Below are 24719 nucleotides of genomic sequence, written 5' to 3'. Positions count from 1 at the left end.
CCCGAGCTGGATCATCCAGCTCGGGGCCTCCTATCGGAAGGAACGCAGAAAATGGCAGAAGTACTGAGCCTCGACAGCATCCGCCTCGGCGGAACCGCGCGCACGCGAGAAGAAGCCATCACGGAAGCGGGCGAGCTGCTCGTCGCGGCTGGCGCCGTGACGCAGGACTACATCCAGGCGATGCACGACCGCGAGCAGAGCGTCTCGACGTTCATGGGCAACTACCTCGCCATTCCGCACGGCACGAACGAGGCCAAGGACACGATCCTCGGCTCCGCGCTCTCCGTCGTCCGGTATGACGAGCCCATCGACTGGGGCGGAAACGAGACCCGCTTTGTCATCGGCATCGCAGGCAAGGACGGGGGCCACCTCGAGATCCTCTCGAGCGTCGCGATCGTGTTCAGCGACGAGGACAACGTCGAGGCTCTCCTCAAGGCGGAGACGCCGGAAGAGCTGGCACAGCTCCTCGGGGACGTGAACGAGGAATGAAGGCAGTCCACATCGGCGCGGGCAACATCGGTCGCGGCTTCATCGGGCTCGTCCTGCATGAAGCCGGGTACGACCTCGTCTACGCCGACGTCAACGCCGACCTCATCGGCGCGCTCCAGGCCGTCGACACCTACACGGTGCACGAGGTCGGGCCGGCAGCCAAGAGCCACGTCGTCGATCGCTTCAGGGCGATCAACTCGGCGACACACGAGGACGAGGTCGTGCAGGAGATCGCCACTGCCGACGTCGTCACCTGCGCTGTCGGTCCGAACGTGCTCCGCTTCATCGCGCCCGTCATCCGCAAGGGCCTCGCGGCCCGCGCAGCTGACGCGCCGAAGCTGGCTGTCATGGCCTGCGAGAACGCGATCGGTGCCTCCGACACGCTCAAGGGGCTTGTCCTCGAGGGTGCCGAGGAGCTCGACGCCCGGGCGGTCTTCGCCAACACGGCAGTCGACCGTATCGTCCCAGAGCAGGCGGTCGAGGGCGTCGACGTCACCGTCGAGGACTTCTTCGAGTGGACGATCGACCGGACACCGTTCAACGGTGCCGAGCCGAGCATCCCGGATGCCCACTTCGTGGACGACCTGAAGCCGTTCATCGAGCGCAAGCTCTTCACGGTGAACACGGGCCACGCGACGATCGCGTACCACGGCTTCGTGGCGGGCGCGACGAACATGCAGGACGCGCTCGCCATCTCGGCGGTCGCGTCCGAGGTCGAGGCCGTGCTCGGTGAGACGAGTCGCGTGCTCGTGTCGCAGTTTGGGTTCTCGGAAGAGGACCACGCCGAGTACGTCGCCACGACGCTCTCGCGCTTCGCCAACCGCGACCTGCCGGACCAGCCCGCGCGCGTGGGCCGTCAGCCGTTGCGCAAGCTCTCCGCGAAGGAGCGCTTCGTGCGGCCCGCTTCGGAGGCCGAGGCCGCGGGACTCCCGTACGACGCGCTCGTGCGAGCGATCGGTGCGGCCCTCCGCTTCGACTTCCCGGCCGATCAGGAGAGCGTCGAGCTGCAGCAGAAGCTCTCGACGCTCGACGCGGAGACGTTCACGCGGGAGGTCACCGGCCTCGAGGGCGGCGCGCTCTTCGCGGCGGTCGTCGCCGAGGTCGCGCAGGCGCAGGCCGAACGCGTGGCAGCGTGATGCTCTGACAGCTCGCCTGTCGTGACGAAGCCTCTCCCGGGTTCACCCGGGAGAGGCTTCTTCAGGTTTTCTCGGCATTGCCGGGACTGACGGGTGGCAGCTGAGAGCACGGCGCGGCGCCAGCTGTGGCGGGGGAGGGGTGCACGGGCCCCCGGCCGCTCAGACCTTGCGGAGCAGGACGCTGCGGACCGTGTGGTCGCTCGACTTCCGCAGCACGAGCTGAGCCCGTGACCGAGTCGGCATGACGTTCTCGCGCAGGTTCGGGCCGTTGATGCGCGACCAGATGCTGCGGGCGTGCTCGATGGCCTCGTCCGTGCTCAGATCGGCGAAGCGACGGAAGTACGAGCGCGGGTTGGTGAACGCTCCGCGCTGCAGCGACAGGAAGCGCTGCTCGTACCAGCGCGCGATGTCCTCTGATCGGGCGTCGACGTAGATGGAGAAATCGAACATGTCGCTCACCGCCAGCGAGTGAGCGCGGGGCGGCTGGAGCACGTTGAGGCCCTCGACGATGAGGACGTCCGGGCGGTTGACGACGATCTCAGCATCCGGCACGATGTCGTAGCTCAGGTGCGAGTAGAACGGCGCTCGAGCCTCCGCCGCGCCGCTCTTGACCTTCGTGATGAATCGCAGGAGTGCACGCTGGTCGTACGACTCGGGGAAGCCCTTGCGCTCCATGAGCCCGCGTCGCTCGAGCTCGGCGTTCGGGTAGAGGAAGCCGTCCGTGGTGACGAGCTCGACCCGGGGTGTGTCCTCCCAGCGTCGGAGGAGCTCGCGAAGCAGCCTCGACACGGTCGACTTGCCGACGGCGACCGAGCCGGCGACGCCGATGACGAAGGGGGTGGAGGCGCTGCGCTCGCCGAGGAAGCCGCTCGTCGCACGGTGCAGCGAGCGAGCGTTCGAGACGTACAGGTTGATGAGGCGGGAGAGCGGCACGTACACGTCGCGCACCTCGTCGAGGTCGAGGTGGTCGCCGAGGCCGCGCAGCCTGATGAGGTCCGATTCGTCGAGCGCCATCGGCGTCGACGGTGCGAGGTCGGCCCAGTCCTGGCGGAGGATCTCGACGAAGGGCGAGTCTCCTCCGCTGCGCGGAATCTGACCAGTTGCGGACATAGAAGGCGAGTCTAGTGCGGTGTCCGACCCCGCAAGAGCGGTGCCCCTAAGATGGCCCGTATGTGCGGAATTGTTGGTTACGTTGGTCCACGAGAGAGCCTTGACATCCTGATGGGCGGCCTCGCAAGACTCGAGTACCGGGGGTACGACTCCGCAGGTGTCGCGGTCATCGACGACGAGGGACGGATCGAGACCCGCAAGCGTGCGGGCAAGCTGAAGGTGCTGCGCGAAGACCTGGAGCGCAACGCGCTGCCGGACGGTCACACGGGCATCGGCCACACCAGGTGGGCGACGCATGGCGGTCCGACGGACGCGAATGCGCATCCGCACCTCGCAGATGACGGCAAGCTCGCCGTCATCCACAACGGCATCATCGAGAACTTCGCTGAGCTGAAGACCGAGCTCGTGGAGCTCGGCTACACCTTCGAGTCGGAGACCGACACCGAGGTCGCGGCCGTCATGATCGGCCACGTCTACCGCGAGGTGGGGAGCCTCGAGCAGGCGTTCCGCGCAGTGGTCCGCCGTCTCGATGGAGCCTTCACGCTCCTCGCAGTGCACGCCGATGAACCGGGCCTGATCGTCGGTGCGCGTCTGAACTCGCCGCTTGTCATCGGTCTCGGCGACGGAGAGAACTTCCTCGGCTCGGACGTGGCCGCGTTCGTCGAGTACACGCCCCGCGCGCTGGCCGTCGGCCAGGAGCAGATCGTGCTCGTGCGCCCTGACTCCGTGACCATCACGACGTTCGACGGAGAGCCCGCTACCGCAGAGGCCTTCGAGGTCTCGTGGGACGCGTCAGCTGCCGAGAAGGGCGGCTGGCCGAGCTTCATGGCCAAGGAGATCGACGAGGATCCCGAGGCCGTGGCGAACACGCTTCGCGGCCGGATCGTCGAGGGTCGCGTGCACCTTCCCGACCTCGACGCGCTCGGGGAGGACTTCTTCAACGACATCCACCGCATCATCATCGTCGCGTGCGGCACTGCCGCCTACTCGGCCCAGGTCGGTGCGTACGCCATGGAGAAGTGGGCACGCGTGCCCGTCCAGGTCGAGCTCGCGCACGAGTTCCGCTACCGCGATCCGGTGCTCGACTCCCGCACGCTGATCGTGTCGATGAGCCAGTCCGGCGAGACGATGGACACGCTCATGGCGGTCCGCTACGCGATGTCTCGCGGCGCGAAGACCCTCTCCATCTGCAACACGCAGGGAGCGACCATCCCGCGCGAGTCCGATGCGGTCGTCTACACGCACGCCGGGCCGGAGGTCGCTGTCGCGTCGACGAAGGCGTTCCTCGCCCAGATCACGGCCCTCTACCTGCTTGGCATCTACACGGCGACGATGCGCGGCACCATGGCGGCTGAGCGGCGCGAGGAGCTCCTGACCGAGTTCCAGACGATCCCGGAGAAGGTCCGCACGGTCCTCGGCGTCCGGGAGCGCATCCACGAGCTCGCGAACTGGATGGCGGACACCCGCTCTGTGCTGTACCTGGGTCGCAACGTGGGCTACCCGATCGCGCTCGAGGGTGCGCTCAAGCTCAAGGAGATCGCGTACATCCATGCGGAGGGCTTCGCCGCCGGCGAGCTCAAGCACGGCCCGATCGCGCTCATCGAGCCCGGCCAGCCGGTGTTCGTGATCGTGCCGAGCCCTCGCCACGACGACACGCTGCACCCGAAGATCGTGTCGAACATCCAGGAGATCCGCGCGCGCGGCGCCCGTGTGCTCGCGATCTGCGAGGTCGGCGACGCGGCCGTGCTGCCGTATGCGGACGAGGTCATCGCGGTTCCGCCGACGGAGCCCTTCTTCGAGCCGCTGCTCGCGGTCGTGCCGCTCCAGATCTTCGCGATCGAGCTCGCCACGGCGAAGGGGCTCGACGTGGATCAGCCTCGCAACCTGGCGAAGTCCGTCACCGTCGAGTAGCTGAGCGTGATCGTCGGTATCGGTGTCGACACGGTGGAGCTCGCGCGGTTCGCGCGGGCTCTGCAGCGTGCCCCGCGCCTCCGCGAGCGTCTCTTCGCGCCGGCGGAGCGCGACAGGTCGCTGGCGTCGCTCGGCGCTCGGTTCGCCGCTCGGGAGGCCGCGGTGAAGGCGCTCGGCGGCATCGGCGCGCTCAGCTTCCTCGACTTCGAGGTCGAGAGCGGGCCAGCTGGGCGTCCGGAGTTCGCCGTGACGCCCGCGCTGCGGGCGCACCTCGAGCTGGTGGGGGTCGATCACCTGCACCTCTCGCTGACACACGAGCGCACGACCGCGACGGCGTTTGTGATCGCCGAGCGTGCGGCAACGGCTGGGGCAGGCTCGTGAGCGGTGCTCGCGTCGATGTCGACCTCGACGCGGTCCGGGCCAACGTCCGGGCGATCGCCGATCTCACGCGCACGCCACTCCTCGCGGTCGTGAAGGCGAATGCGTACGGTCACGGGGCGTCCGACGTAGCTCGTGCCGCGCTCGAGGGAGGTGCCGTGCGCCTCGGCGTCGTCGACCTCCGGGAGGCCCTCGCGCTCCGGGAGGCGGGCATCACCGCGCCGATCCTCGCGTGGATGCACGGGGCTCGCACCGACTGGCTCGCCGCGCTGGATGCGGAGATCGAGCTCGGCGTCTCCTCGCTCGCGCAGCTCGAGCTCGTCGATATCGGTCTGGGTCGTCTCGAGCACTCCGAGCGCTGCGTGGTCGTGCACCTCAAGCTCGACACGGGCCTCGGGCGCAATGGGATCAGCCCGGCGGAGTGGGAGTCGGCGTTCACGAAGGCCGCGGAGCTCGAGGGGCGGGGGCTCATCCGCCTCGATGGATTGTTCAGCCATCTGGCTGGTGCGGGTCCTGACGCCGATCGTGCGCAGCTGGCTTCGTTCGAGCGCGCGCTCGAGCTCGCGGCTCGGCGTGGACTGACCCCGTCGGTGCGTCACCTCGCCGCGACGGCCGGTTCGATGTCGCTGCCGGAGGCGCGCTTCGATCTCGTGCGCCTCGGAGTCTCCCTTTACGGACTCTCGCCGTTCTCCGCTGACACGGACTGCCCGGTCGCGCTGAGGCCCGCCCTGTCGCTGAGCGCCCCGATCTTCGAGGATCAGCGCGGCTTCAGGGTCGACCTCGGGCACGCTGCGGGTCTGCCGCCGATCGAGCCTGGCTCGCTGGAGCTCGCGGACGACACCGGTGCTCGCTGGAATGTCGTCGCCCTCGACACCCTCGAGCTGCGAGTCGAACCGCTCGAGGGAACCGTGTCGGCGTCCGCACGCCTGGACCGCAGCGACGAGCCGCCTCGGCTGCTGGTCATCGACGCCGCACGCTCGGCGAGTGCGGACGCCTGGGCCTCGGCCGCCGGGACCATCAACTACGAGGTCGTCACTCGGCTGAGCTCCCGCATCCCGCGCCGCTCCTCGGGCGCGAGCTCTCCCGTCGAGCCTCACCGGGTGGCTGCGGTCGCCCCGGAGGAGTCGGCGGCGCTCGCGCTCGCGCCCCGCCGCGAGCTCTGGGTCGACGTGGACCTGCTGCAGGCCCGTATGGGCGAACGGGCACGCGACCTCGCGGCGGCGCTGGGGAACGGCATGGGTGCGCGGCACGCGGCCAGGCTCTTCAGCGTCGACGTCTCCGCCGACGCGTACGGACTCGGTGGTGCTCTCGTCGCCGGTCTGGCGCTCGAGCACGGCCTGCTGCCACTCGTCGCGGCGAACGCGGACCTCGCGCACGTCGGTCAGGCGGCCCGATCGAGCACGCTCGTCGACCACGAGCGGACCAGGGATCCCGGCAGCCGCGGAATCTACGGCTTCGATGAGCCGAGTGCGCCGCTTCCCGTCGCCCTCACGACGGAGCTCGTGCACGTGAAACGGGTGACGGCCGGCCACGGCGTCTCCTACGGCTACGACTGGGTGGCCGAGGAATCCACGACGCTCGGGCTCGTGCCCCTCGGCTACGCCGACGCCATCCCGCGCAGGGTCGCGGGGCGGGGTGAGGTTGTCGTCGGCGGCCAGCGTCGGCCGATCGTCGGCCGGGTCGCGATGGATCAGGTGGTCATCGACCTGCAGGACCAGGAGGCGTGGATCGGCATGCCGGTCTCGGTGTTCGGGCCCGAACCCGGCGATATCCACCTGCAGGAGTGGGCATCCTGGTCAGCAGTGTCACCGCAGGCGTTCGTGGCTGCGCTCGGGCCGCGCGTCGTGCGTCGGGAACGACGCGATGAGGAAAGGGCGGATGGGTGTGGGCACTGACCTGACTCCGAGCATCACGGTGGAGCTCGCGACCGCGGAGGACATGGTCCGCGCGGGAGAGCTCATCGGCGGGCTCCTGCTCGCGGGCGATGTGCTCGTGCTGACGGGGCCGTTGGGTGCGGGCAAGACGACGTTCGCGCGGGGTCTCGGGAGTGCGCTCGACGTGCGGGGTCCGGTCACGAGTCCGACGTTCGTGCTGGCGCGCACGCATCCTTCCCTCGGAGCGGGGCCCGAGCTCATCCACGTGGATGCGTACCGTCTCGGCGATCCGGCCGAGCTCGATGATCTCGGCCTCGATCTGGCAGCCAGCGTCACCGTCGTCGAGTGGGGGCGCGAAGCGGTTCCGCTGATCACCGACCGCTGGCTGGAGATCACGATCGACCGTTCCGCGGCATCCCCGCCGCTCGAGCCCGAGGTCGTCGAGGGGCCCGGTGGTGTCGACTGGAGCGACGAAGAGCCGTTGGACCCGCGCCGCGTCACGCTCACGGTCGCGGGCACGTGGGATCGTCCGAGAGCCGCCGCTCTCGTGGACGCGCTGCGGACCGAGTTCGGTGCAGCTCCCGCGTAGAATCACTCGCATGCTCTTAGCGATCGATACGTCAGCGGGCACGGATGTCGCGATCGTCACCCCGCACGGCCGGGTGCTCGCAGAACGGCGCACCGCCGACACCCGACATCATGCTGAGGTCGTCGGCGTGGCGATCGCGGAGGCGCTCGCAGACGCCGGGCTCTCTCCGCAGCACGTCACGCAGGTCGTCGGCGGCATGGGCCCCGGCCCCTTCACGGGGCTGCGTGTCGGCGTGGCCGCCGCGCGCACGTTCGCGTTCGCGCGCGGCGCGCGTTTCATCCCGATGCCCAGCCATGATGCCGCGGCCCACGAGTGGCGCGCGGAGCATCCGGAGGCTGCCGGCGATCTGCTGGTCACGACGGATGCCCGCCGGGGGGAGCTCGCCTGCTCGCGGTACGAGCAGGGGCTGCTCGTTGCGAGCAGCTCAGAGCTGCACCGGCCTGATGCCGTCCCCGCTGCCGACCACCGCTTCGATACGAGGACCATCTCGGCCGCTCACCTCGCGCTCGCCTGGCTCGACCGCGAGGTGCAGGGGCTCGAAGCCGAGGCCAATACGATTCTGTACCTGCGGGGTGCCGACGCGGTGCCGTCCAACGGCCCGAAGCGGGTGACCGGCTGATGCGCGCCGTGCTGCGCGATGCCTCGCACGAGGACATCCCCTCGATGGTGCGTCTCGACGAGGCCGCCTTCCCGCTCGACCCGTGGTCGCCCTCGATGCTCGCTGGCGAGGTCAAGAGCGAGCACACGCGATATGTGGTCGTCGAGGACGCCGCGAGCGGCGAGATCCTGGCGGCTGCTGGCGTCATGGCTCTCCAGGGTGGTGGTGAGGCTGATGTGCAGACCATCGCCGTCGATGAGCGGCTGCGGCGCGGCGGATGGGCCACCCGGATGCTGGCCGAGCTCTTCGCGTGGGCCGAAGGGCGAGGCGCGAAGCAGGTGTTCCTCGAGGTGCGCGAGAACGGCGAGGCGGCTCGTGCCCTCTATTCGCGGCTCGGCTTCGAGGAGATCGGGCGCCGACCCAAGTACTACCCGAGAGAGGGCGTGGATGCGATCGTGATGCGCGGACAGCTGCCGAGCGTGCGGGTGTCCGCCGAGGCTCGTGTCGCGGCCGGTGCTCGCAGAGAGCCGCTTGTGCTCGGCATCGAATCGTCGTGTGACGAGACGGGTGTCGGCATCGTCCGCGGTCGGGTGCTGCTCGCCAACGAGGTCGCCTCCTCGATGGACGAGCACGCCATCTTCGGTGGCGTCGTTCCCGAGATCGCCGCACGTGCCCACGCCGACGCAATAGTGCCGACCATCTCGGCGGCGCTCGAGACGGCCGGAGTCTCGCTCGAGGACCTCGACGCGATCGCCGTCACCCAGGGCCCTGGCCTCGCTGGTGCGCTCATGGTCGGAACGGCTGCGGCGAAGGCCCTGCACGTCGCCACCGGCATCCCGCTCTACACCGTGAACCATCTCGTGGGTCACGTCGCCGCTGACGTCCTGCGCGACGACGTGGGTCAGCTCGAGCTGCCAGCGGTGGCGCTGCTCGTCTCGGGTGGGCACACGTCCCTCCTGCACGTTCGCGACCTCGTCGACGACGTGGAGCAGCTCGGCGAGACGATCGACGATGCGGCTGGAGAGGCGTTCGACAAGGTGGCGCGACTGCTGCGCCTGCCCTACCCGGGTGGACCCGAGATCGACAAGGCCGCTGCCGGAGGGGATCCGAAGGCGATCCGGTTCCCGCGCGGGCTCACGAAGCCGAAGGACCTCGAGCGGCACCGCTACGACTTCTCCTTCTCGGGGCTCAAGACCGCCGTCGCCCGCTGGGTCGAGGCGAAGGAGGACGCGGGGGAGCCGGTACCGGTTGCCGATGTCGCGGCGAGCTTCCGCGAGGCCGTCGCCGACGTGCTGACGGCGAAGGCGGTGGCGGCCTGCACGGCCCTCGGCGTGCCTCGGCTCGTGCTCGGCGGGGGAGTGGCCGCGAACGCGCGCGTGCGTGAGCTCGCGGAGGAGCGGTGCGCTGCCGCCGGCATCGAGTTGCGCATCCCCCCGCTTCGGCTCTGCACCGACAACGGGGCGATGATCGCAGCCGTCGGCGCGATGCTCGTCGCTGCCGGCAAGCCTCCGTCCCCGCTCGGCTTCGCGGCGGACTCGACGCTTCCGGTGGCCACGCAGCCTGCGCCGCAGGAGAGACCAGCTCTGGGGGAGCACCGATGACAGCACCCGATCAGCCGAAGCTGCCGCCGCGCAAGCCCGTGGAGCTTCCCCCGATCGACCGCACCCCGGTCGATGACACCAGCAACGCCGCCTACTCGGCTCTCACCCCGCGCTCGCGGGGTGAGGAGAAGTCGGCTCCGGCCGTGGAGAGCTCTGCGCCCCGGTCCGAGGAGCCTCGGAGTCCGGAGAATGACCGGGACATCGACCCGGCCGTCGCGCACGTGCAGGAGACCGCGATGGCTCCTGCGTCCGCTCGCGCCGCGACGGCACCGGCGCCTCCTGCGCTCGGGCTCAGTCGCCTCGCGGTCATCGTCTCCGTGCTGCTCTCGCTTGCCGCGGCAGTCCTGGCGCTCGCGCTCTCCGCATCCGTGACCCCCTCGCCGCTCTGGCCCCTGTACCTCGGGGCGAGTCTCGGCGCGGTCGCACTCCTGCTCGCGGTGCTGGGGCGGCGCCACCGCGGTTGGGTGCTCGCGCTCGTGCTCGCTGTGGCGGCGGTCGCGGGCTGTATTGGCTTCGCCTTCGTCGTCGCCTGAGTCCGCGCTCCAGCAACCGCCGTGCCCCGCGAGGTTGGAAGTCATCCTGCGGGATGACGAGGCCGAGGCCATGGGGATGACGTGCCGTTGAGCAGGTCGCCGTAACGTTGGAGCATCTCATCACCTCTCGAAAGGAGCGGACATGACCTGGTCGACACCAGATGGCCCCGTCGAGCGGATACCGGCCCCGAACGTCGCCGCGCAGCCCGTCGGCGAGCCGTGGGAAGCGCGAGGCGACACCCCCGGGGCCGGCAACGGGAACGGCTCCGGGCACGACTCGGGCTACCGGCAGGATCCGGGCTACGGGCAGGGTTTCGGCTACGGCCAGGATTCGGGCTACGGCCAGGACGCCGGCTACGGCCACACCGCGCCGAGCGACAGCTGGGGCCCTGGCGGCAACGCGGCGCAGGCGGCCCCCTCGCAGCACCTCGCCTATCCGGTGACGCCCTACGTCCAGGCGCCGTACACGGCACCTCGACCGGCCGGTGCCGGGACGCTGACCTTGAGCGTCGTGGCCCTGTGTCTGAGCGGAGGGTCGTTCTTCGTCTCGCTGATCCCGATCCTCCAGTTCGTCTGGTGGATGGTCGGGATCGCTGGCATCGTGTGCGGCTTCATCGCGCTGCGTCGCGAGCCGCGCGGACGGGCGCTCGCCATCACCGCCATCGTGCTCGGCTTCATCTCGGTCTTCGGGCTCCTGCTCCTGCTTGTCCTCGCCCTCCTCTTCTTCGGGGGAATCGGACTGCTCGGAGGCCTCAGCTCTTACTGAGCGTGGTCTTTCCTGAACCTTGTGTGACGGTTCCCAGTCAAACCCTGGGAACCTAGGACATGGGCGTGCGCCACTGAAGGCGTCGCCGCTTGCTCCACGCACGTGAACACCAGCCTCAACCGCCGCGAAATCGGCTGAACCGGAAGGAGCTCCGCAATGAGCGACAGCAACGCAACCCCAGGTGACAAGCCACGGCTCCCGGAGGACGACAGCACACCTCCCCAGTACGAGGCACCGGCCGCCTACACGCCGCCTGCTGAGTCGGTCGACTACTCCGCCCCGGCAGCCACCGGCACCGACTACACGCCGCCCTCCGTCTCGGGCACCGACGATTCGACCCCGGCCGCGCCGTACTCCGACTCCTCCGCACCCTCAGCGTCGGGCAGCGGGTACACGCCGCCGGCCGCGCCTGGCTCTGGCTCCGACTATTCGGCGCCTTCGGCATCCGGCACCGACTACTCGGCTCCCTCGTCATCCGGCAGTGGCTCCACGCCGCCCGCAGCATCCGGTTCGGTGAGCTACACGCCGCCGAGCGAGCCAGCCGCGGCACCGGGCGCAGCTCCCTACGGTCAGGCTCCATCCGCGAGCCAGGCTCCCGCCGGCGCAGCTCCGGCATATGGCGCTCCGCAGTCGCAGGGGCAGCCGCAGGGCTATGGGGCGCCGCAGGGATACGCGACGCCCGGCTACCCGGCGCAGTCCGCTGCTCCCAAGCGCACGCTCAGCATCGTCGCGCTTTCCCTCGGCGGTGCGGGTATCCTGCTCACCTTCGTCACGGCGTTCCTCGGGCTTCCCCTCGGTATCGCAGGTCTGGTCTGCGCCATCATGGCCAAGTCGCGGGAGCCGCAGGCCGGCCCGCTGCGCGTCTGGGGCCTCTGGGTCTCGATCGCAGCCATCGTGCTGTCGGTGATCGTGGCGATCATCGGCATCGTCGTCGCCGCCATGTTCATCGGCGACATGTCGTCCTACGGATACTGACCACCCGCTGCAAGAACTGGCAGGAGTGCGGGTGGATGCACCCGCCCGCACTCTAAGCTTGTTCAGCACCTGCAGCCTTGTCGACGACTGAGAAGGACACCATGTCTGACCCGAACGGCCCCCAGTACCCGCAGCAGCCCCACCAGAACGGCCAGTCGCAGACCGGCCAGCCCCCTTTCGGCGCGCAGCAGCCCGGCCAGGGCCAGTACGGCCAGGGGTCGTACGGGCAGTCTCAGCCGCAGTACGGGCAGCAGAACGATCAGCAGTACGGCCAGCAGCAGCCCGGGTATGGCCCGGCTGACGGCGGTTACGGCCAGCAGCAGCCTGGGTACTCTGGCTATGGCGCTCAGCAGCCGTCCGGTCAGCAGCAGGCTCCGGCGCAGCAGGGCTATGGCCAGCCGCAGCAGAACCAGTACGGGCAGCCGCAGTACGGCGCCCCGCAACAGGATCAGTTCGGGCAGCCCCAGTACGGCGCCTCGCAGCAGGGGCAGTTCGGGCAGCCGCAGCACGGTGCTCCGCAGCAGGGGCAGTTCGGGCAGCAGCCCGGCCAGCAGTTCGGCGTGCAGGGATACGGCCAGCAGCCGAAGGCTCCTGCGCCGGTGCTCGGGATCATCGGCGTGGCGCTCGGCGCGCTCTCGCTGCTTCTCCTCCTGCTTCCCGGGTGGGCGTACATCGTGGCCCTGGTGCTCGGTCTCGGCGCCGTCGGGCTCGGAATCGCCGGGCTTCGCGCCCCGAGGGGCCTCGGACGCACCCTTGCCGTCGTGGGCCTCGTGGCGGGTGGCCTCGCGGTCCTGCTTGCCATCGTGACGCTGGTCGTGGTGCTGGTCGTCTAGGCACGAGACGCGCCGACGGCTCGGCTGGCCTCAGCTGAGCCGATCGGCGAGGATGGCGACGCGCTTGTCGCCGATCCTCGTGAGGATGAGCACCGCGGACGCGTCTCCCTTGAGCGAGAGCTTCCGCCTGAACTCCGCAGGGTCGATGTCGACCCCCCGTTTCTTGATCTCGAGCACGCCGATGCCTCGCTTCCGCAGCTCGCCCTTGAGCGACGATGCATGCAGGGGCAGCACCTCTCGGACCGAGAACGCGCTCGCGAACGGCGTCGGCGTGAAGTGCTCGGCGGTCATCCACGCGATGCTCTCTGAGATCATTGACGCTTCGAGCGACCGTGCGAGGTCTCCGATGAGGCGGGCGCGGATGATCGCCGCGTCCGGCTCGTAGAGCACGGCACCCAGCGCAGCGACGTCCGCGTCCCGGACGTCCTCGCCGGTCGTCAGTTCGGCGGTGCCATGCCTGCTGATCACGAGGGCCGAGCGGCGGATGCCCGCCCTCGCCGTGCCGTGCATCCACACCGTCGCCTCGACGAGGTCGCCGTTGGAGGACACCCACTGCGTCTCCGCGTCCTCCGGGAGGTACGCGTGGTCGATCCCCGGTCCCAGCTTGATACCCGTCGGGCGCTCGCGGCCTGCGGCGAAGACGAAGTCGAGGGATGGGCTCCAATCCGCCGGATCGAAGTGGCGTGCCGTGCTCCCGCCGCTTGTGGTCCTTCGGGCCGGATCGAACCAGAGCGCATCGAAGGCATCCAGGTCCACCTCCTCGGCGCGGTCGTGCCTGACCTGCGCGTTCGGAAACGGGGCCAGATTGTGGGCCGCGATAGCAGCCGTGACCTCGTCGACGTCGAACGCGGTGACCTCGAGCCCGAGCGATGCGAAAGCCATGGAGTCCGCGCCGATCCCGCAGCCGAGGTCGGCCACGCTCACGGCGCCGGCCTGCCTGAACCGGTTCGCGTGGTGCGCCGCGACTTGCAGACGCGTCGCCTGCTGCAGGCCAGCGTCGGTGAAGAGCATCCGCTCGGCGAACGGGCCGAACTTGGCGGATGCTCGCCGCCGGAGCTTCGCCTGCGTGACGACGGCGGCGACGACGTCCGCGGACCCTCCTGCCGCGCGCAGCCTCGTCACGAGGGCGAGCGCGTCTCCCGCCGACTCGACGGGCGGCGCGTCGTCGAGCAGGGTCATCGCCTCCGGTGTGAGGAGGGCCAGGAGTTCGTCGCGTTGCACCAGCACTACGCTACCGGCGTACGCCACGAGACGTCGCCGCGTTGCAGTCGTCGCCGCCTGGCCCCTACACTCTGAGTTAGCACTCTCATGGGGAGGGTGCTAATTCTGAACTTCCTATCGCTGAGAAAGAGGTCAACCGTGTCGGTGAACATTCAGCCGCTCGAGGATCGCATCGTCATCAAGCAGGTCGAAGCCGAGCAGACCACGGCTTCGGGTCTTGTGATTCCGGACACCGCCAAGGAGAAGCCCCAGGAGGGCGAAGTCGTCGCAGTCGGCCCCGGCCGCATCGATGACAACGGAAACCGCGTGCCGCTCGACCTCGTGGTCGGCGACAAGGTCATCTACTCCAAGTACGGCGGAACCGAGGTCAAGTACGGCGGCGAGGAGCTCCTTGTGCTCTCCGCTCGCGACATCCTCGCGAAGATCGTCTAGTCTCCTGACCTTCTGAGGCCGAGCCGGTTCGGGCGGTCTCATCTGCAGGAGCAGCATCGCGCATGGCGCCCACCCCTCGGGGTCGGGCGCCATTCGTGTTCCAGGGGCCCGACGTCGGGCGTACGATCTCGAGGTGACGGAATCTCCTCGGTCCGGCCTCTGGCTGGCGTTCAGCGCGTACGCGCTCTGGGGCTTCATGCCCCTCTACGTCGTGGCGACCGCTCCCACGACGCCCGTGGAGCTCATCGCGTGGCGCATCATCCTGAGCGTCGTGTTCTGCCTGCTCGGCGTGCTCGTCATGCGGGCCTGGCGTCCGTTCCGGGAGCTCATCTCGAAGAAGCGGGTCGTGCTCGGCCTCGGCATCGCCGGGGTCCTGGTGTCGGCGAACTGGCTGTTCTACGTGCAGGCGGTCGCGACAGGCCACACCCTCGACGCCGCGCTCGGCTACTTCCTCAACCCGATCGTGTCCGTCGCGCTCGGGCTGGTCTTCCTCCGCGAGAAGCTCAGGCCCCTGCAGTGGGTCGCCGTCGGGCTCTCTCTCCTCGCCGTGCTCGTCATCTCCCTCGGCTACGGCCGCATCCCGTGGCTCGGCCTGGGCGTCGCCATGACCTTCGGGCTGTATGGGCTCGTGAAGAAGCGGGTGGGGGTCCAGGCGGATGCGCTCTCCGGACTGGCGGTCGAGACGACGCTCATCATGCCCATCGGCGCGATCTGCCTGCTCTGGACGGTGCTCTTCGGCGGCGGCATCACCTTCGGCTCCGTGTCGGCGGTCAACACGGGCGTCCTGCTCTTCGCGGGCGTCGTCACGAGCGTGCCGCTTCTGCTGTTCGCGGCGGCCGCCAGGAGGCTGCGCCTCATCGAGCTCGGACTCATGCAGTACATCGCGCCGATCCTGCAGTTCGTGCTCGCCGTGGCGGTCTTCTCGGAGCCCATGCCGCTCGAGCGCTGGATCGGGTTCGCGATCGTCTGGGTCGCCCTCATCCTCTTCACGATCGACCTCGTGCGCACGGCTAGACTTGGCGCCAAGATTCCCTCGGTCGCGGACGAACTCGGTCCACCGACACGAGGCTGATGAGCTGAGGGTCCCGGGAATGCGTCCGGGGTCCTCGCTGTTCCATCACCACTGAGCTGTTTCCCGATGCACGAGGATGCCGCCGAACGGCGCATCCCAGATACCTCCTGGAGCGTAATGACCGAGTCGGACCCCTTTGGCTTCACCGGATTGACCTACGACGATGTGCTGCTGCTTCCCGGGCACACCGACGTCATCCCGTCTGAGGTCGACACGACGACACGGCTGACGCGCGGTATCACCCTGCGCGTCCCGCTCGTCTCGGCGGCGATGGACACGGTCACGGAGGCCCGCATGGCGATCGCCATGGCGCGCCAGGGTGGCATGGGCATCCTGCACCGCAACCTGTCGATCGACGACCAGGTCGAGATGGTCGATCGCGTGAAGCGCTCCGAGTCCGGCATGGTGACGAATCCGGTGACGACGACTCCCAACGCGACGGTCGCGGAGGTCGATGAGATCTGCGGGCAGTACCGCGTCTCCGGCCTGCCGGTCGTCGACGAGGAGACGGGCAAGCTCGTCGGCATCATCTCCAACCGGGACATGCGCTTCGTTCCCGAGTCGGAGAAGCGCACGACCCGCGTGCACGAGGTCATGACGGGCGAGGGCCTCGTGACCGGTCCCGTCGGGATCTCCGGTGACGACGCCTACAAGCTCCTCGGCAAGCACCGCATCGAGAAGCTGCCGCTCATCGACGACGAGGGCAAGCTCGCCGGCCTCATCACGGTGAAGGACTTCGACAAGAGCGACAAGTACCCGAACGCGACGAAAGACGACGCCGGGCGCCTGCGCGTCGGCGCGGCGATCGGCTTCTTCGGCGACGGCTGGGAGCGCGCGGAGCGCCTCGTGGCTGCCGGTGTCGACGTACTCGTCGTCGACACGGCGAACGGCCAGTCGGCCGGCGTGCTCGACATGATCCGCCGCCTCAAGAGCGACCCGGTCATGGGCCACGTGCAGGTCGTCGGCGGCAACGTCGCGACCCGCGAGGGCGCCCAGGCGCTCGTGGATGCGGGTGCTGACGCTGTCAAGGTCGGCGTCGGTCCTGGCTCCATCTGCACGACGCGCATCGTCGCGGGAGTCGGCGTCCCCCAGATCACGGCCGTCTACGAGGCGTCGCTCGCCGCGACCCCGGCTGGCGTGCCGGTCATCGCGGACGGCGGCCTGCAGTACTCGGGCGAGATCGCGAAGGCGCTTGTCGCCGGCGCATCCGCAGTCATGGTCGGATCGCTGCTCGCGGGCACCGACGAGTCGCCGGGCGACCTCATCTTCGTCAACGGCAAGCAGTTCAAGAGCTACCGCGGCATGGGATCGCTCGGCGCCCTGCAGTCGCGCGGCGAGCGCACCTCGTACTCGAAGGACCGCTACTTCCAGGCGGACGTGCCGAGCGATGACGAGCTCATCGCCGAGGGGATCGAGGGCAAGGTCGCGTACCGCGGCTCGATCCGCCAGTCGGTGTTCCAGCTCACGGGCGGCCTGCGCCAGTCGATGTTCTACGTCGGCGCTCGCACCGTCGCGGAGCTCAAGGAGAAGGGCCGCTTCGTGCGGATCACTCCGGCAGGGCTGAAGGAGTCCCACCCGCACGATGTGCAGATGGTCTCGGAAGCCCCCAACTACCGTCGCTAGCAGCCTGATCGGCGCGGCGGGTCGGGGTCTCCCCGCCGCCGCGCCGCAGCAGCGAGCACCGCGGAGGGCTAGGCTAGGCAGGTGACTGAGATCGAGATCGGCCGCGCAAAGCGAGCCCGCCGCGTGTACTCCTTCGACGATGTGGCCATCGTGCCATCGCGGCGAACCCGTGACCCGGAGGACGTGTCCATCACGTGGAAGATCGACGCATTCACGTTCGATATCCCGCTCATCGCAGCCCCTATGGACTCGGTGATGTCGCCCGAGACCGCGATCGGCTTCGGCAAGCTCGGCGGCCTCGGCGTGCTCGACCTCGAGGGCCTGTGGACTCGCTACGACGACCCGGCCCCGCTGCTCGCGCAGATCGCTGATCTGCCGGCGAAGCAGGCGACGGCCAAGCTGCAGGAGATCTACCGGGAGCCGGTCAAGGGCACGCTCATCAAGGAGCGCCTGCAGCAGATCCGCGAGGCCGGAGTACCGGCCGCCGGCGCACTCTCCCCGCAGCGCACGCAGCAGTTCATGGACGATGTGCTCGAGGCCGGCACCGACCTGTTCGTCATCCGCGGCACGACCGTGTCCGCAGAGCACGTGTCTCGCAACCAGGAGCCGCTCAACCTCAAGCAGTTCATCTACGAGCTCGACGTTCCCGTCATCGTCGGCGGTGCGGCGACCTACACGGCAGCGCTGCACCTCATGCGCACCGGTGCCGCTGGAGTGCTCGTCGGCTTCGGCGGGGGAGCGGCCTCGACCACCCGTCGGGTGCTCGGCATCCACGCACCCATGGCGACGGCCATCGCCGACGTCGCTGGCGCGCGGCGCGACTACCTCGACGAGTCCGGCGGACGCTACGTGCACGTCATCGCCGACGGCGGCATCGGCACCTCCGGCGACCTCGTGAAGGCCATCGCGTCCGGCGCGGACGCCGTCATGATCGGTGCCGCGCTCGCGCGTGCCACCGACGCCCCGGGTCGCGGCTGGCACTGGGGTGCCGAGGCACGCCATGAGAAGCTCCCGCGCGGCAACCGCGTGCAGGTCGGCCAGGTCGCGCCCATGGCGGAGATCGTCGCCGGCCCCGCCGAGAGCGCCGACGGCATCTCGAACCTCACGGGCGCGCTCCGCCACTCGATGGCGACGACCGGCTACTCCGGGCTCAAGGAGTTCCAGCGGGCCGAGATGGTCGTCGCGCCCTACACGCCGACCGCCTGATCAGGACGACTGAGCCGCCTGACGGCTTGGCCGAAGGTTGAGCGTCCAGACTTCCCCCACAAGCAGCAACTGAGAACGAGGAGCAGGTTATGGCGAACAGCGTCTCTCGAAGCGACAAGCTCGGCCCCCAGGAACGCGCGGCGGCTATCGAGTCCCTCAAGACCAAGAACCTCGACGTGCTCGTCGTCGGTGGCGGCGTGGTCGGCGCAGGTGCGGCGCTCGACGCCGTCACGCGCGGCCTGAGCGTCGGCATGGTCGAGGCGCGGGACTTCGCGTCCGGCACGTCCAGCCGCTCGTCGAAGCTCATCCACGGTGGCATCCGCTACCTCGAGCAGATGGACTTCGGGCTCGTGCGCGAGGCGCTCCTCGAGCGCGGGCTGCTGCTGCAGCGCCTCGCGCCGCACCTGGTCAAGCCCATCCGCTTCCTCTACCCGCTGAAGAACCCGCTCGAGCGGTTCTACATCGGGGCCGGGATGCTCATGTACGACCTCTTCGCGAAGACCGGCGAGGTGCGTCCCGGTGTGCCGATGCACCGCCACTACACCCGCGGCCAGGTCGCGAAGATGTCGCCTGGGCTCTCCAAGAACGCCTTTTCCGGCGGTCTCACGTACTACGACGCCGGCGTCGACGACGCTCGCTTCGTCGCCGTTCTCGCCCGCACCGCATCGTTCTACGGGGCGCACGTCGCTCCGCGAGTGCGCGTCGAGGGCTTCCTGAAGGTCGGACAGCGCGTCGTCGGCGCGCAGGTCGTCGACCTCGAGACCGGCGAGCGGTTCGAGATCCGCGCCAAGCAGGTCGTCAACGCGACCGGCGTGTGGACCGATGACACGAACAAGATGGTCGGCGAGCGCGCGTCGTTCCGCGTCCGCGCGTCCAAGGGCGTGCACCTCGTCGTCCCACGCGACCGGTTCCAGTCCGCGTCAGGCCTCCTGCTGCGCACGGAGAAGAGCGTGCTCTTCGTCATCCCGAACGGCCGTCACTGGATCATCGGCACGACCGACACCGACTGGAAGCTCGACAAGGCGCACCCGGCAGCGACGGCCGCCGATATCGACTACATCCTCGAGCACGTCAACGAGGTGCTCGCGGTGAAGCTCACGCGTGCCGACGTCGAGGGCGTGTACGCCGGGCTCCGCCCGCTGCTCTCCGGCGAGTCGGAGGAGACGTCGAAGCTCTCGCGTGAGCACATGGTGGCGCACTCGGTGCCGGGCCTCGTGCTCATCGCCGGCGGCAAGTACACGACCTACCGCATCATGGCGCAGGACGCCATCGACGCCGCGGCCGATGCCCTCGACGGCAAGATCCCCGCTTCCACGACGAAGGACATCCCGCTGCTCGGCGCCGTCGGCTACAAGGCCGCCTGGAACCGCCGCGGCAAGATCGCCCGCGCCTTCGGTCTCCACCGCGTGCGCATCGAGCACCTCCTCAACCGCTACGGAACGCTGACGGACGAGATCCTCGACCTCATCCGCCAGAACCCGCAGCTGGCCGAGCCGATGCCGGGCGCCGACGACTACCTGCAGGCGGAGATCACGTACGCCGCGACGCACGAGGGTGCCCTGCACCTCGACGACGTGCTCGCGCGACGCACGCGCATCTCGATCGAGGCGTGGGACCGCGGCATCTCGGCCGCGCCCGTCGCCGCGCGGCTCATGGCGGAAGCTCTCGGCTGGGACGAGGAGCGCACGCAGCGCGAGATCGACACCTACGTCGAGCGCGTCGCAGCGGAGCTCGCGAGCCAGGAGCAGCCCGACGACGAGTCGGCGGACCGCATCCGCCTCGAGGCGCCTGACATCGACTCCGTGCTGGGTCACGCCGGCGACAACACGCCGTTCGGCACGGCCCCGTCGCTGCCGATGATCGAGGTCGACGAGACCGTCGACGTCGAGGCGGCAACCGTCAAGGCGGAGTCGAAGGACGCTCAGAAGTCGTAATGTCCGCAGCTGTCCGCGCCCAGGCCGCGCCGCCGTCGATGGGTCGAGTGCTTGTACGCCCCAAGTGGCTGGGTGTCCTTGCGCTCGCCCTCGTCGTCGCGTCGATCTTCGCGTGGCTCGGGCGCTGGCAGCTGGAGTCCGCGTTCCTGTCGCTGGAGCACGGTCGCACCGTCGCCGAGGAGGCCACGCAGCCTCCCGTCGGCCTCGGTGAGCTGGCTCAGCCCCAGGAGCGGGTGGCCGATGCCGCCGTCGGGCGTCAGGTGACGTTCGAGGGCACTGTGGACGCGCGCGACTTCGATGTCGTCGCCGATCGTCTCCAGGGCGAACTGCTCGGCTACTGGGTAATCGGGCACGTCGCCGTCACCGACGACGAGGCCGGCGCATCCTCGGATGCCGCTGTCGCACCGGGTCTCGCCGTCGCGCTCGGGTGGACCGAGGACGAGGCCTCCGCTCGGGAGCTCGTCACGGCGCTGCAGGGCTCGGGGCGAGGCGCAGAGCTTCCGCTCTCCGGCAGACTCGAGTACGGCCAGGCGCCGCAGGTGAATCGCGGCGAAGACGCGCAGGCGCTCATCTCCATGGCCCCGACGCACCTCATCAACCGCTGGGTGGAACCGGCGGCCCAGAACTACGGCATCTACGTGAGCCTCGACGAGGCGTCGATGCAGGCTGTCCTCGGGAAGTCCGCGAGTGCCGCCCCGCTCGACGCGATCACGCCGCAGGCGCTCGAGGCCCCGCAGCTGAACTGGCTGAACATCTTCTACGCCATCGAGTGGGTGCTCTTCGCGGGGTTCGCGATCTTCATGTGGTGGCGCCTCGCTCGGGACGAATACGAGAAGGAGCGACGTGAGGCCGCGGAGGCTCCCAGTGTGCTGGCCGAGCAGCTCAAGCGCGACCGGCTGAAGGCCATGCTGGACGAGCGAACGAAGCGCGAGGCCGTTCGCCTAGACTAGAGGTCATGCCTCACGACGCCCTCCTGACTGCCAACCCCGGTTTCCGACGGGCGCTCCGCTTCTATCAGGTGACGGCCTACGTGACCGGCATCCTCCTCCTGCTGCTGTGCGTCGAGATGTTCCTCAAGTACGTCTTGCACCTCGAGGTCGAGGCGTTCGGCCCGTTCGGGGTCATCGCGCTGGTCCAGGAGGACACGACGACGGCGCTCAACCTGAGCCTCTGGGTGCTCATCGTCCACGGCTGGTTCTACGTCGTGTACCTCATCGCCTCGTATGTGCTGTGGCAGCAGATGCGCTGGCCCATCGTGTGGCTGATCGCCATGGCTGCCGGCGGCATCGTCCCGTTCCTGTCGTTCATCACGGAGTGGTTCATGTCGCGCCGGGCGAAGCGCGACCTCGTGCTCCGCGAAGAGCAGCGACTCGCCGAAGCCGGCGAGGAGCAGCAGCTGCGTGCGTTCGAGGCCAGCCTGAGCGAGGCAGAACGCGAACAGCTCGACGCCGATGTGCAGCAGTCGCTCTCCGAGCACCAGCGCCGCACGAAGTAGCCCCCACACCACCGCAGTCGCACCGAGTTCTCTCCGCACCACCCGAAAGGTGTCCATGGCAACCACCGACCAGCAGGCCACAGACCAGCGCCCAGTGCTCGTCGTCGATTTCGGCGCGCAGTACGCGCAGCTCATCGCGCGGCGCGTCCGCGAGGCGAGCGTCTACTCGGAGATCGTGCCGCACACGATCTCGGCAGAAGAGGTCGCCGAGAAGAACCCCGTCGGCATCATCCTCTCCGGCGGCCCCTCCAGCGTGTACGCGGAGGAGGCACCCTCCCTCGACTCCGGCATCCTCGAGCTCGGCGTTCCGACGCTGGGCATCTGCTACGGATTCCAGGTCATGGCGACGCAGCTCGGCGGCGAGGTCGCGAAGACTGGCCGTCGCGAGTACGGCTCGACGGCGGTCAAGCTCGAGGCCGGAGCTTCGACGCTCCTCGACGGCCAGCCGGGCGACCAGACCGTCTGGATGAGCCACGGTGACTCGGTGGCGCGCGCCCCCGAGGGCTTCACGGTGCTCGCGACAACCGAGGACACGCCTGTCGCGGCCTTCCAGAACACCGAGCGAGGGCTCTACGGCGTGCAGTGGCACCCCGAGGTGCTGCACTCTGAGCACGGCCAGGCACTCATCGAGGGATTCCTGCACCGTGCGGCTGGCATCCCGAGCGACTGGACGCCCGCCTCGGTCATCGACGAGCAGGTCGCGCGCATCCGCGAGCAGGTCGGCGACGCCAAGGTCATCTGCGGACTGTCCGGCGGTGTCGACTCGGCAGTCGCAGCCGCCCTCGTGTACAAGGCCGTCGGCAGCCAGCTCACGTGCGTCTTCGTCGACCACGGCCTTCTCCGTCAGGACGAGCGCCGTCAGGTCGAGGAGGACTTCGTCGATGCGATCGGCGTGCGCCTCGTGACCGTGGATGCGCGAGAGCAGTTCCTCACGGCGCTCGCGGGCATCACGGATCCCGAGGCGAAGCGCAAGGCCATCGGGCGTGAGTTCATCCGTAGCTTCGAGCAGGCAGAGGTCGACCTCATCAAGGAGGCCCAGGAATCGGGGGAGCGCATCCGCTTCCTCGTCCAGGGAACCCTGTACCCCGACGTGGTCGAGTCGGGCGGCGGCACCGGAACCGCGAACATCAAGAGCCACCACAACGTCGGCGGCCTCCCCGAGGACATGCAGTTCGAGCTCGTCGAGCCGCTGCGCACGTTGTTCAAGGACGAGGTGCGTGCGGTCGGCCGCGAGCTCGGTGTTCCCGAGCCGATCGTCGCACGTCAGCCATTCCCCGGCCCTGGCCTCGGCATCAGGATCATCGGCGAGGTCACCCAGGAGCGGCTCGACCTGCTCCGCGAAGCCGACGCGATCGTGCGTCAGGAGCTGACGGCCGCGGGCCTCGACACGGAGATCTGGCAGTGCCCGGTCGTCCTGCTCGCCGATGTCCGCTCGGTGGGCGTGCAGGGTGATGGGCGCACCTACGGCCACCCGATCGTGCTGCGTCCCGTGTCGAGCGAGGACGCCATGACGGCCGACTGGACCCGCCTGCCGTACGACCTGCTGGCCCGCATCTCGAACCGCATCACGAACGAGGTCGACGACGTGAACCGGGTTGTGCTCGACGTGACGTCGAAGCCGCCGGGGACCATCGAGTGGGAGTAGCTCTCGACGAGGGCTGAGGCGGACGGGGATGCACCATGTGCATCCCCGTTCGTTCATTTCGTGCCATCTGGTGAGAGATCTGCGCACTTTTGTGGCGGCGTTCGTCGAGCCCACGACGGTGACCCTCCGAGGGCGATACGCGGGGTGAAAAACCTCCGGGCAATTGTGCCCGGACATAAATGCCTGGTAGTAGAGGTCAAAAACGGAGTAGACGAAAGGTTTTCGGTTTTTCGGTGGTCGATTCCGGATTTTCGAATCGGGATTTTTCGGCTCCACGCTCGTGAAAAGGCACACTCCACGGCGAAAGATGTTGCTGGCCAAGGTCGTTGGGTAGTGGCATGGTTGGGGTAATTCACGACTGGCAAGTTCCCCTTCAGTTCAGAGAGTTCGCGACATGGCGCCACGATTCCCCACCGATTCGCACCCCCAGGTACCGGCAGAGACGGGCGTGCTCCCGTCCCTGCCACGAGAGGAGCTGCCGTCCGGCCACCTCGTGGACCACGCGCTCCTCCAGGACGCCGCGAATCAGCTCGCAGAGGTGAATCCCGATCACGGTGTCTCCGTCGAGTACCAGGGTCAGTGGGTCTCCGTCATGCCCGGGGAGCACATCGAGATCGGTCGCGACGCCGACATCCGGCTCGACGCCAACCCGTTCCTGCACCGCAAGCTCCTGCGCATCGCCGCGAAGGACGGGCTCTGGTTCGTGGCCAACATCGGCACGAGGATGACGCTCAGCGTCGTCGACGGCTCTGGGCGAGTGCAGGCCAGGCTCCTCCCTGGCGGGCGGATCCCGGTCGTCTTCGAGCGCACGAGCATCCACTTCTCGGCAGGCGAGCGCCACTACGAGGTGAAGATCCACGCGGTCTCACCTGTCTACATGGACCTTCCCGCAGGCTCCGGCTCCACGGTGGAGGCTCCAGGACGCGAGGCCAGCCACATCGCGCTGACGCCCGCGCAGCGGCTCCTGCTCCTCGCCCTCTGCGAATCGGTGCTGCTTCGAGGTGAGAAGGGTCTCGGCGACATCCCCACGAGCGCCCGAGCGGCTGAGCGGCTCGGCTGGACCGTCACCGCCTTCAACCGCAAGCTCGACAATGTCTGCGAGAAGCTCGACCGCGTCGGCGTCGAGGGGCTCCGGGGAGGGGCACGCTCGTACGCGACCAACCGGCGCGCTCGCCTCGTCGACTACGCCGTGCGCAATCGTCTCGTCTCCGAGGACGAGCTCTACCTCCTCGACATCGACCCGGAAGCGGGGATCGACGACCGGACGCTGCCCGCGCGGCGGTAGCCGCAAGCCCGCC

The 24719-nt window shown here is 69.0% G+C and carries 23 protein-coding genes; 21 read left to right on the top strand and 2 right to left on the bottom strand.

All coding sequences use genetic code 11. The features are described 5' to 3' along the window. Positions 1-51 precede the first annotated feature (51 nt). Positions 52-489, top strand: a complete 438-nt coding sequence (locus C5E06_RS19375) for a PTS sugar transporter subunit IIA (protein ID WP_181057937.1) — start codon at positions 52-54, stop codon at positions 487-489. Beyond that, complete coding sequence (locus C5E06_RS13650; RefSeq protein ID WP_104307170.1) at positions 486-1625, top strand: mannitol-1-phosphate 5-dehydrogenase; 1140 nt, start codon at positions 486-488, stop codon at positions 1623-1625. The genes C5E06_RS19375 and C5E06_RS13650 overlap by 4 nt, the downstream gene beginning before the upstream one ends. A gap of 159 nt (positions 1626-1784) precedes the next feature. Here C5E06_RS13650 and coaA read toward each other — a convergent pair whose 3' ends face one another. Continuing rightward, a complete protein-coding gene (coaA, locus tag C5E06_RS13645) occupies positions 1785-2735 on the bottom strand; it encodes a type I pantothenate kinase (RefSeq protein WP_104242628.1) in 951 nt (316 codons plus the stop codon). Between the two features lie 60 nt (positions 2736-2795). Between coaA and glmS the strand changes: the two genes are divergently transcribed. The 10 genes from glmS (at position 2796) to C5E06_RS13595 (ending at position 12793) form a co-directional block, all read left to right on the top strand. Next, positions 2796-4646 (top strand): glutamine--fructose-6-phosphate transaminase (isomerizing), encoded by a 1851-nt coding sequence (glmS, locus tag C5E06_RS13640; protein ID WP_104242626.1) that lies wholly within the window; start codon positions 2796-2798, stop codon positions 4644-4646. Positions 4647-4652: 6 nt separating this feature from the next. Continuing rightward, entirely contained in the window at positions 4653-5027 is a 375-nt protein-coding gene (locus C5E06_RS13635; RefSeq protein ID WP_104307168.1) for a holo-ACP synthase, read from the top strand. Next, positions 5024-6919, top strand: a complete 1896-nt coding sequence (locus C5E06_RS13630; protein ID WP_104307166.1) for an alanine racemase — start codon at positions 5024-5026, stop codon at positions 6917-6919. Before C5E06_RS13635 ends, C5E06_RS13630 begins: the two co-directional genes overlap by 4 nt. Continuing rightward, positions 6903-7487, top strand: coding sequence for a tRNA (adenosine(37)-N6)-threonylcarbamoyltransferase complex ATPase subunit type 1 TsaE (tsaE, locus tag C5E06_RS13625; RefSeq protein ID WP_104307164.1), 585 nt, complete (start codon positions 6903-6905; stop codon positions 7485-7487). The genes C5E06_RS13630 and tsaE overlap by 17 nt, the downstream gene beginning before the upstream one ends. Before the next feature lie 10 nt (positions 7488-7497). After that, positions 7498-8106, top strand: a complete 609-nt coding sequence (tsaB, locus tag C5E06_RS13620; RefSeq protein ID WP_104307162.1) for a tRNA (adenosine(37)-N6)-threonylcarbamoyltransferase complex dimerization subunit type 1 TsaB — start codon at positions 7498-7500, stop codon at positions 8104-8106. Continuing rightward, positions 8106-9686 (top strand): tRNA (adenosine(37)-N6)-threonylcarbamoyltransferase complex transferase subunit TsaD, encoded by a 1581-nt coding sequence (gene tsaD / locus C5E06_RS13615; RefSeq protein ID WP_181062981.1) that lies wholly within the window; start codon positions 8106-8108, stop codon positions 9684-9686. The genes tsaB and tsaD overlap by 1 nt, the downstream gene beginning before the upstream one ends. Beyond that, positions 9683-10219, top strand: coding sequence for a hypothetical protein (locus C5E06_RS13610; RefSeq protein ID WP_104307160.1), 537 nt, complete (start codon positions 9683-9685; stop codon positions 10217-10219). Before tsaD ends, C5E06_RS13610 begins: the two co-directional genes overlap by 4 nt. Before the next feature lie 142 nt (positions 10220-10361). Continuing rightward, the gene (locus tag C5E06_RS19370) at positions 10362-10985 is read left to right on the top strand and encodes a DUF4190 domain-containing protein (protein ID WP_104242614.1); all 624 of its coding nucleotides are present in this window, start codon (positions 10362-10364) and stop codon (positions 10983-10985) included. 156 nt (positions 10986-11141) lie between these two features. Continuing rightward, a complete protein-coding gene (locus C5E06_RS13600) occupies positions 11142-11960 on the top strand; it encodes a DUF4190 domain-containing protein (protein WP_104307159.1) in 819 nt (272 codons plus the stop codon). Positions 11961-12061: 101 nt separating this feature from the next. Further along, positions 12062-12793, top strand: a complete 732-nt coding sequence (locus C5E06_RS13595) for a hypothetical protein (RefSeq protein ID WP_104307157.1) — start codon at positions 12062-12064, stop codon at positions 12791-12793. Positions 12794-12823: 30 nt separating this feature from the next. Here C5E06_RS13595 and C5E06_RS13590 read toward each other — a convergent pair whose 3' ends face one another. Continuing rightward, positions 12824-14014, bottom strand: a complete 1191-nt coding sequence (locus C5E06_RS13590; RefSeq protein ID WP_104307306.1) for a class I SAM-dependent methyltransferase — start codon at positions 14012-14014, stop codon at positions 12824-12826. 138 nt (positions 14015-14152) lie between these two features. On the opposite strand from C5E06_RS13590, the gene groES reads away from it, so the two are divergent. The 9 genes from groES (at position 14153) to C5E06_RS13545 (ending at position 24706) form a co-directional block, all read left to right on the top strand. Continuing rightward, positions 14153-14446 (top strand): co-chaperone GroES, encoded by a 294-nt coding sequence (gene groES / locus C5E06_RS13585; RefSeq protein ID WP_068479200.1) that lies wholly within the window; start codon positions 14153-14155, stop codon positions 14444-14446. A 133-nt stretch (positions 14447-14579) separates the two neighbouring features. Continuing rightward, on the top strand, positions 14580-15518 hold the full coding sequence (gene rarD / locus C5E06_RS13580) for an EamA family transporter RarD (RefSeq protein WP_258063883.1): 939 nt from the start codon (positions 14580-14582) through the stop codon (positions 15516-15518). Between the two features lie 117 nt (positions 15519-15635). Beyond that, on the top strand, positions 15636-17141 hold the full coding sequence (gene guaB / locus C5E06_RS13575; RefSeq protein WP_104242608.1) for an IMP dehydrogenase: 1506 nt from the start codon (positions 15636-15638) through the stop codon (positions 17139-17141). Positions 17142-17222: 81 nt separating this feature from the next. Further along, the gene (locus tag C5E06_RS13570; RefSeq protein ID WP_104299419.1) at positions 17223-18347 is read left to right on the top strand and encodes a GuaB3 family IMP dehydrogenase-related protein; all 1125 of its coding nucleotides are present in this window, start codon (positions 17223-17225) and stop codon (positions 18345-18347) included. 89 nt (positions 18348-18436) lie between these two features. After that, on the top strand, positions 18437-20281 hold the full coding sequence (locus tag C5E06_RS13565) for a glycerol-3-phosphate dehydrogenase/oxidase (protein WP_104242604.1): 1845 nt from the start codon (positions 18437-18439) through the stop codon (positions 20279-20281). Further along, positions 20281-21231, top strand: coding sequence for an SURF1 family protein (locus C5E06_RS13560; protein WP_104307156.1), 951 nt, complete (start codon positions 20281-20283; stop codon positions 21229-21231). Before C5E06_RS13565 ends, C5E06_RS13560 begins: the two co-directional genes overlap by 1 nt. A 5-nt stretch (positions 21232-21236) precedes the next feature. Further along, positions 21237-21776 carry a DUF3817 domain-containing protein gene (locus C5E06_RS13555; RefSeq protein WP_104307155.1) on the top strand — a complete coding sequence of 180 codons (540 nt, stop codon included), beginning with the start codon at positions 21237-21239 and terminating at the stop codon, positions 21774-21776. Between the two features lie 55 nt (positions 21777-21831). Next, entirely contained in the window at positions 21832-23421 is a 1590-nt protein-coding gene (gene guaA, locus C5E06_RS13550) for a glutamine-hydrolyzing GMP synthase (RefSeq protein ID WP_104242598.1), read from the top strand. 394 nt (positions 23422-23815) lie between these two features. Further along, positions 23816-24706, top strand: coding sequence for a hypothetical protein (locus tag C5E06_RS13545; RefSeq protein WP_258067614.1), 891 nt, complete (start codon positions 23816-23818; stop codon positions 24704-24706). The last annotated feature ends 13 nt before the right edge of the window (positions 24707-24719 follow it).

The organism is Pseudoclavibacter sp. RFBI5 (assembly GCF_002931395.1).
Taxonomy (GTDB): domain Bacteria; phylum Actinomycetota; class Actinomycetes; order Actinomycetales; family Microbacteriaceae; genus Pseudoclavibacter.
The sequence above is the reverse complement of the archived record's forward strand: the minus strand, read 5'-3'. Positions and strand labels throughout refer to the sequence as shown.

Excerpts from the sequence above, each read along its gene's own strand:
- C5E06_RS13595 (WP_104307157.1), top strand. The coding sequence starts at position 12,062 with ATGTCTGACCCGAACGGCCCCCAGTACCCGCAGCAGCCCCACCAGAAC.
- glmS (WP_104242626.1), top strand. The coding sequence starts at position 2,796 with ATGTGCGGAATTGTTGGTTACGTTGGTCCACGAGAGAGCCTTGACATC.
- C5E06_RS13560 (WP_104307156.1), top strand. The coding sequence starts at position 20,281 with ATGTCCGCAGCTGTCCGCGCCCAGGCCGCGCCGCCGTCGATGGGTCGA.
- C5E06_RS13545 (WP_258067614.1), top strand. The coding sequence starts at position 23,816 with ATGGCGCCACGATTCCCCACCGATTCGCACCCCCAGGTACCGGCAGAG.
- guaA (WP_104242598.1), top strand. The coding sequence starts at position 21,832 with ATGGCAACCACCGACCAGCAGGCCACAGACCAGCGCCCAGTGCTCGTC.
- tsaE (WP_104307164.1), top strand. The coding sequence starts at position 6,903 with ATGGGTGTGGGCACTGACCTGACTCCGAGCATCACGGTGGAGCTCGCG.
- C5E06_RS19375 (WP_181057937.1), top strand. The coding sequence starts at position 52 with ATGGCAGAAGTACTGAGCCTCGACAGCATCCGCCTCGGCGGAACCGCG.
- C5E06_RS19370 (WP_104242614.1), top strand. The coding sequence starts at position 10,362 with ATGACCTGGTCGACACCAGATGGCCCCGTCGAGCGGATACCGGCCCCG.
- tsaD (WP_181062981.1), top strand. The coding sequence starts at position 8,106 with ATGCGCGCCGTGCTGCGCGATGCCTCGCACGAGGACATCCCCTCGATG.
- C5E06_RS13565 (WP_104242604.1), top strand. The coding sequence starts at position 18,437 with ATGGCGAACAGCGTCTCTCGAAGCGACAAGCTCGGCCCCCAGGAACGC.
- coaA (WP_104242628.1), bottom strand. The coding sequence starts at position 2,735 with ATGTCCGCAACTGGTCAGATTCCGCGCAGCGGAGGAGACTCGCCCTTC.
- C5E06_RS13555 (WP_104307155.1), top strand. The coding sequence starts at position 21,237 with ATGCCTCACGACGCCCTCCTGACTGCCAACCCCGGTTTCCGACGGGCG.
- tsaB (WP_104307162.1), top strand. The coding sequence starts at position 7,498 with ATGCTCTTAGCGATCGATACGTCAGCGGGCACGGATGTCGCGATCGTC.
- C5E06_RS13650 (WP_104307170.1), top strand. The coding sequence starts at position 486 with ATGAAGGCAGTCCACATCGGCGCGGGCAACATCGGTCGCGGCTTCATC.
- guaB (WP_104242608.1), top strand. The coding sequence starts at position 15,636 with ATGACCGAGTCGGACCCCTTTGGCTTCACCGGATTGACCTACGACGAT.
- C5E06_RS13600 (WP_104307159.1), top strand. The coding sequence starts at position 11,142 with ATGAGCGACAGCAACGCAACCCCAGGTGACAAGCCACGGCTCCCGGAG.
- C5E06_RS13610 (WP_104307160.1), top strand. The coding sequence starts at position 9,683 with ATGACAGCACCCGATCAGCCGAAGCTGCCGCCGCGCAAGCCCGTGGAG.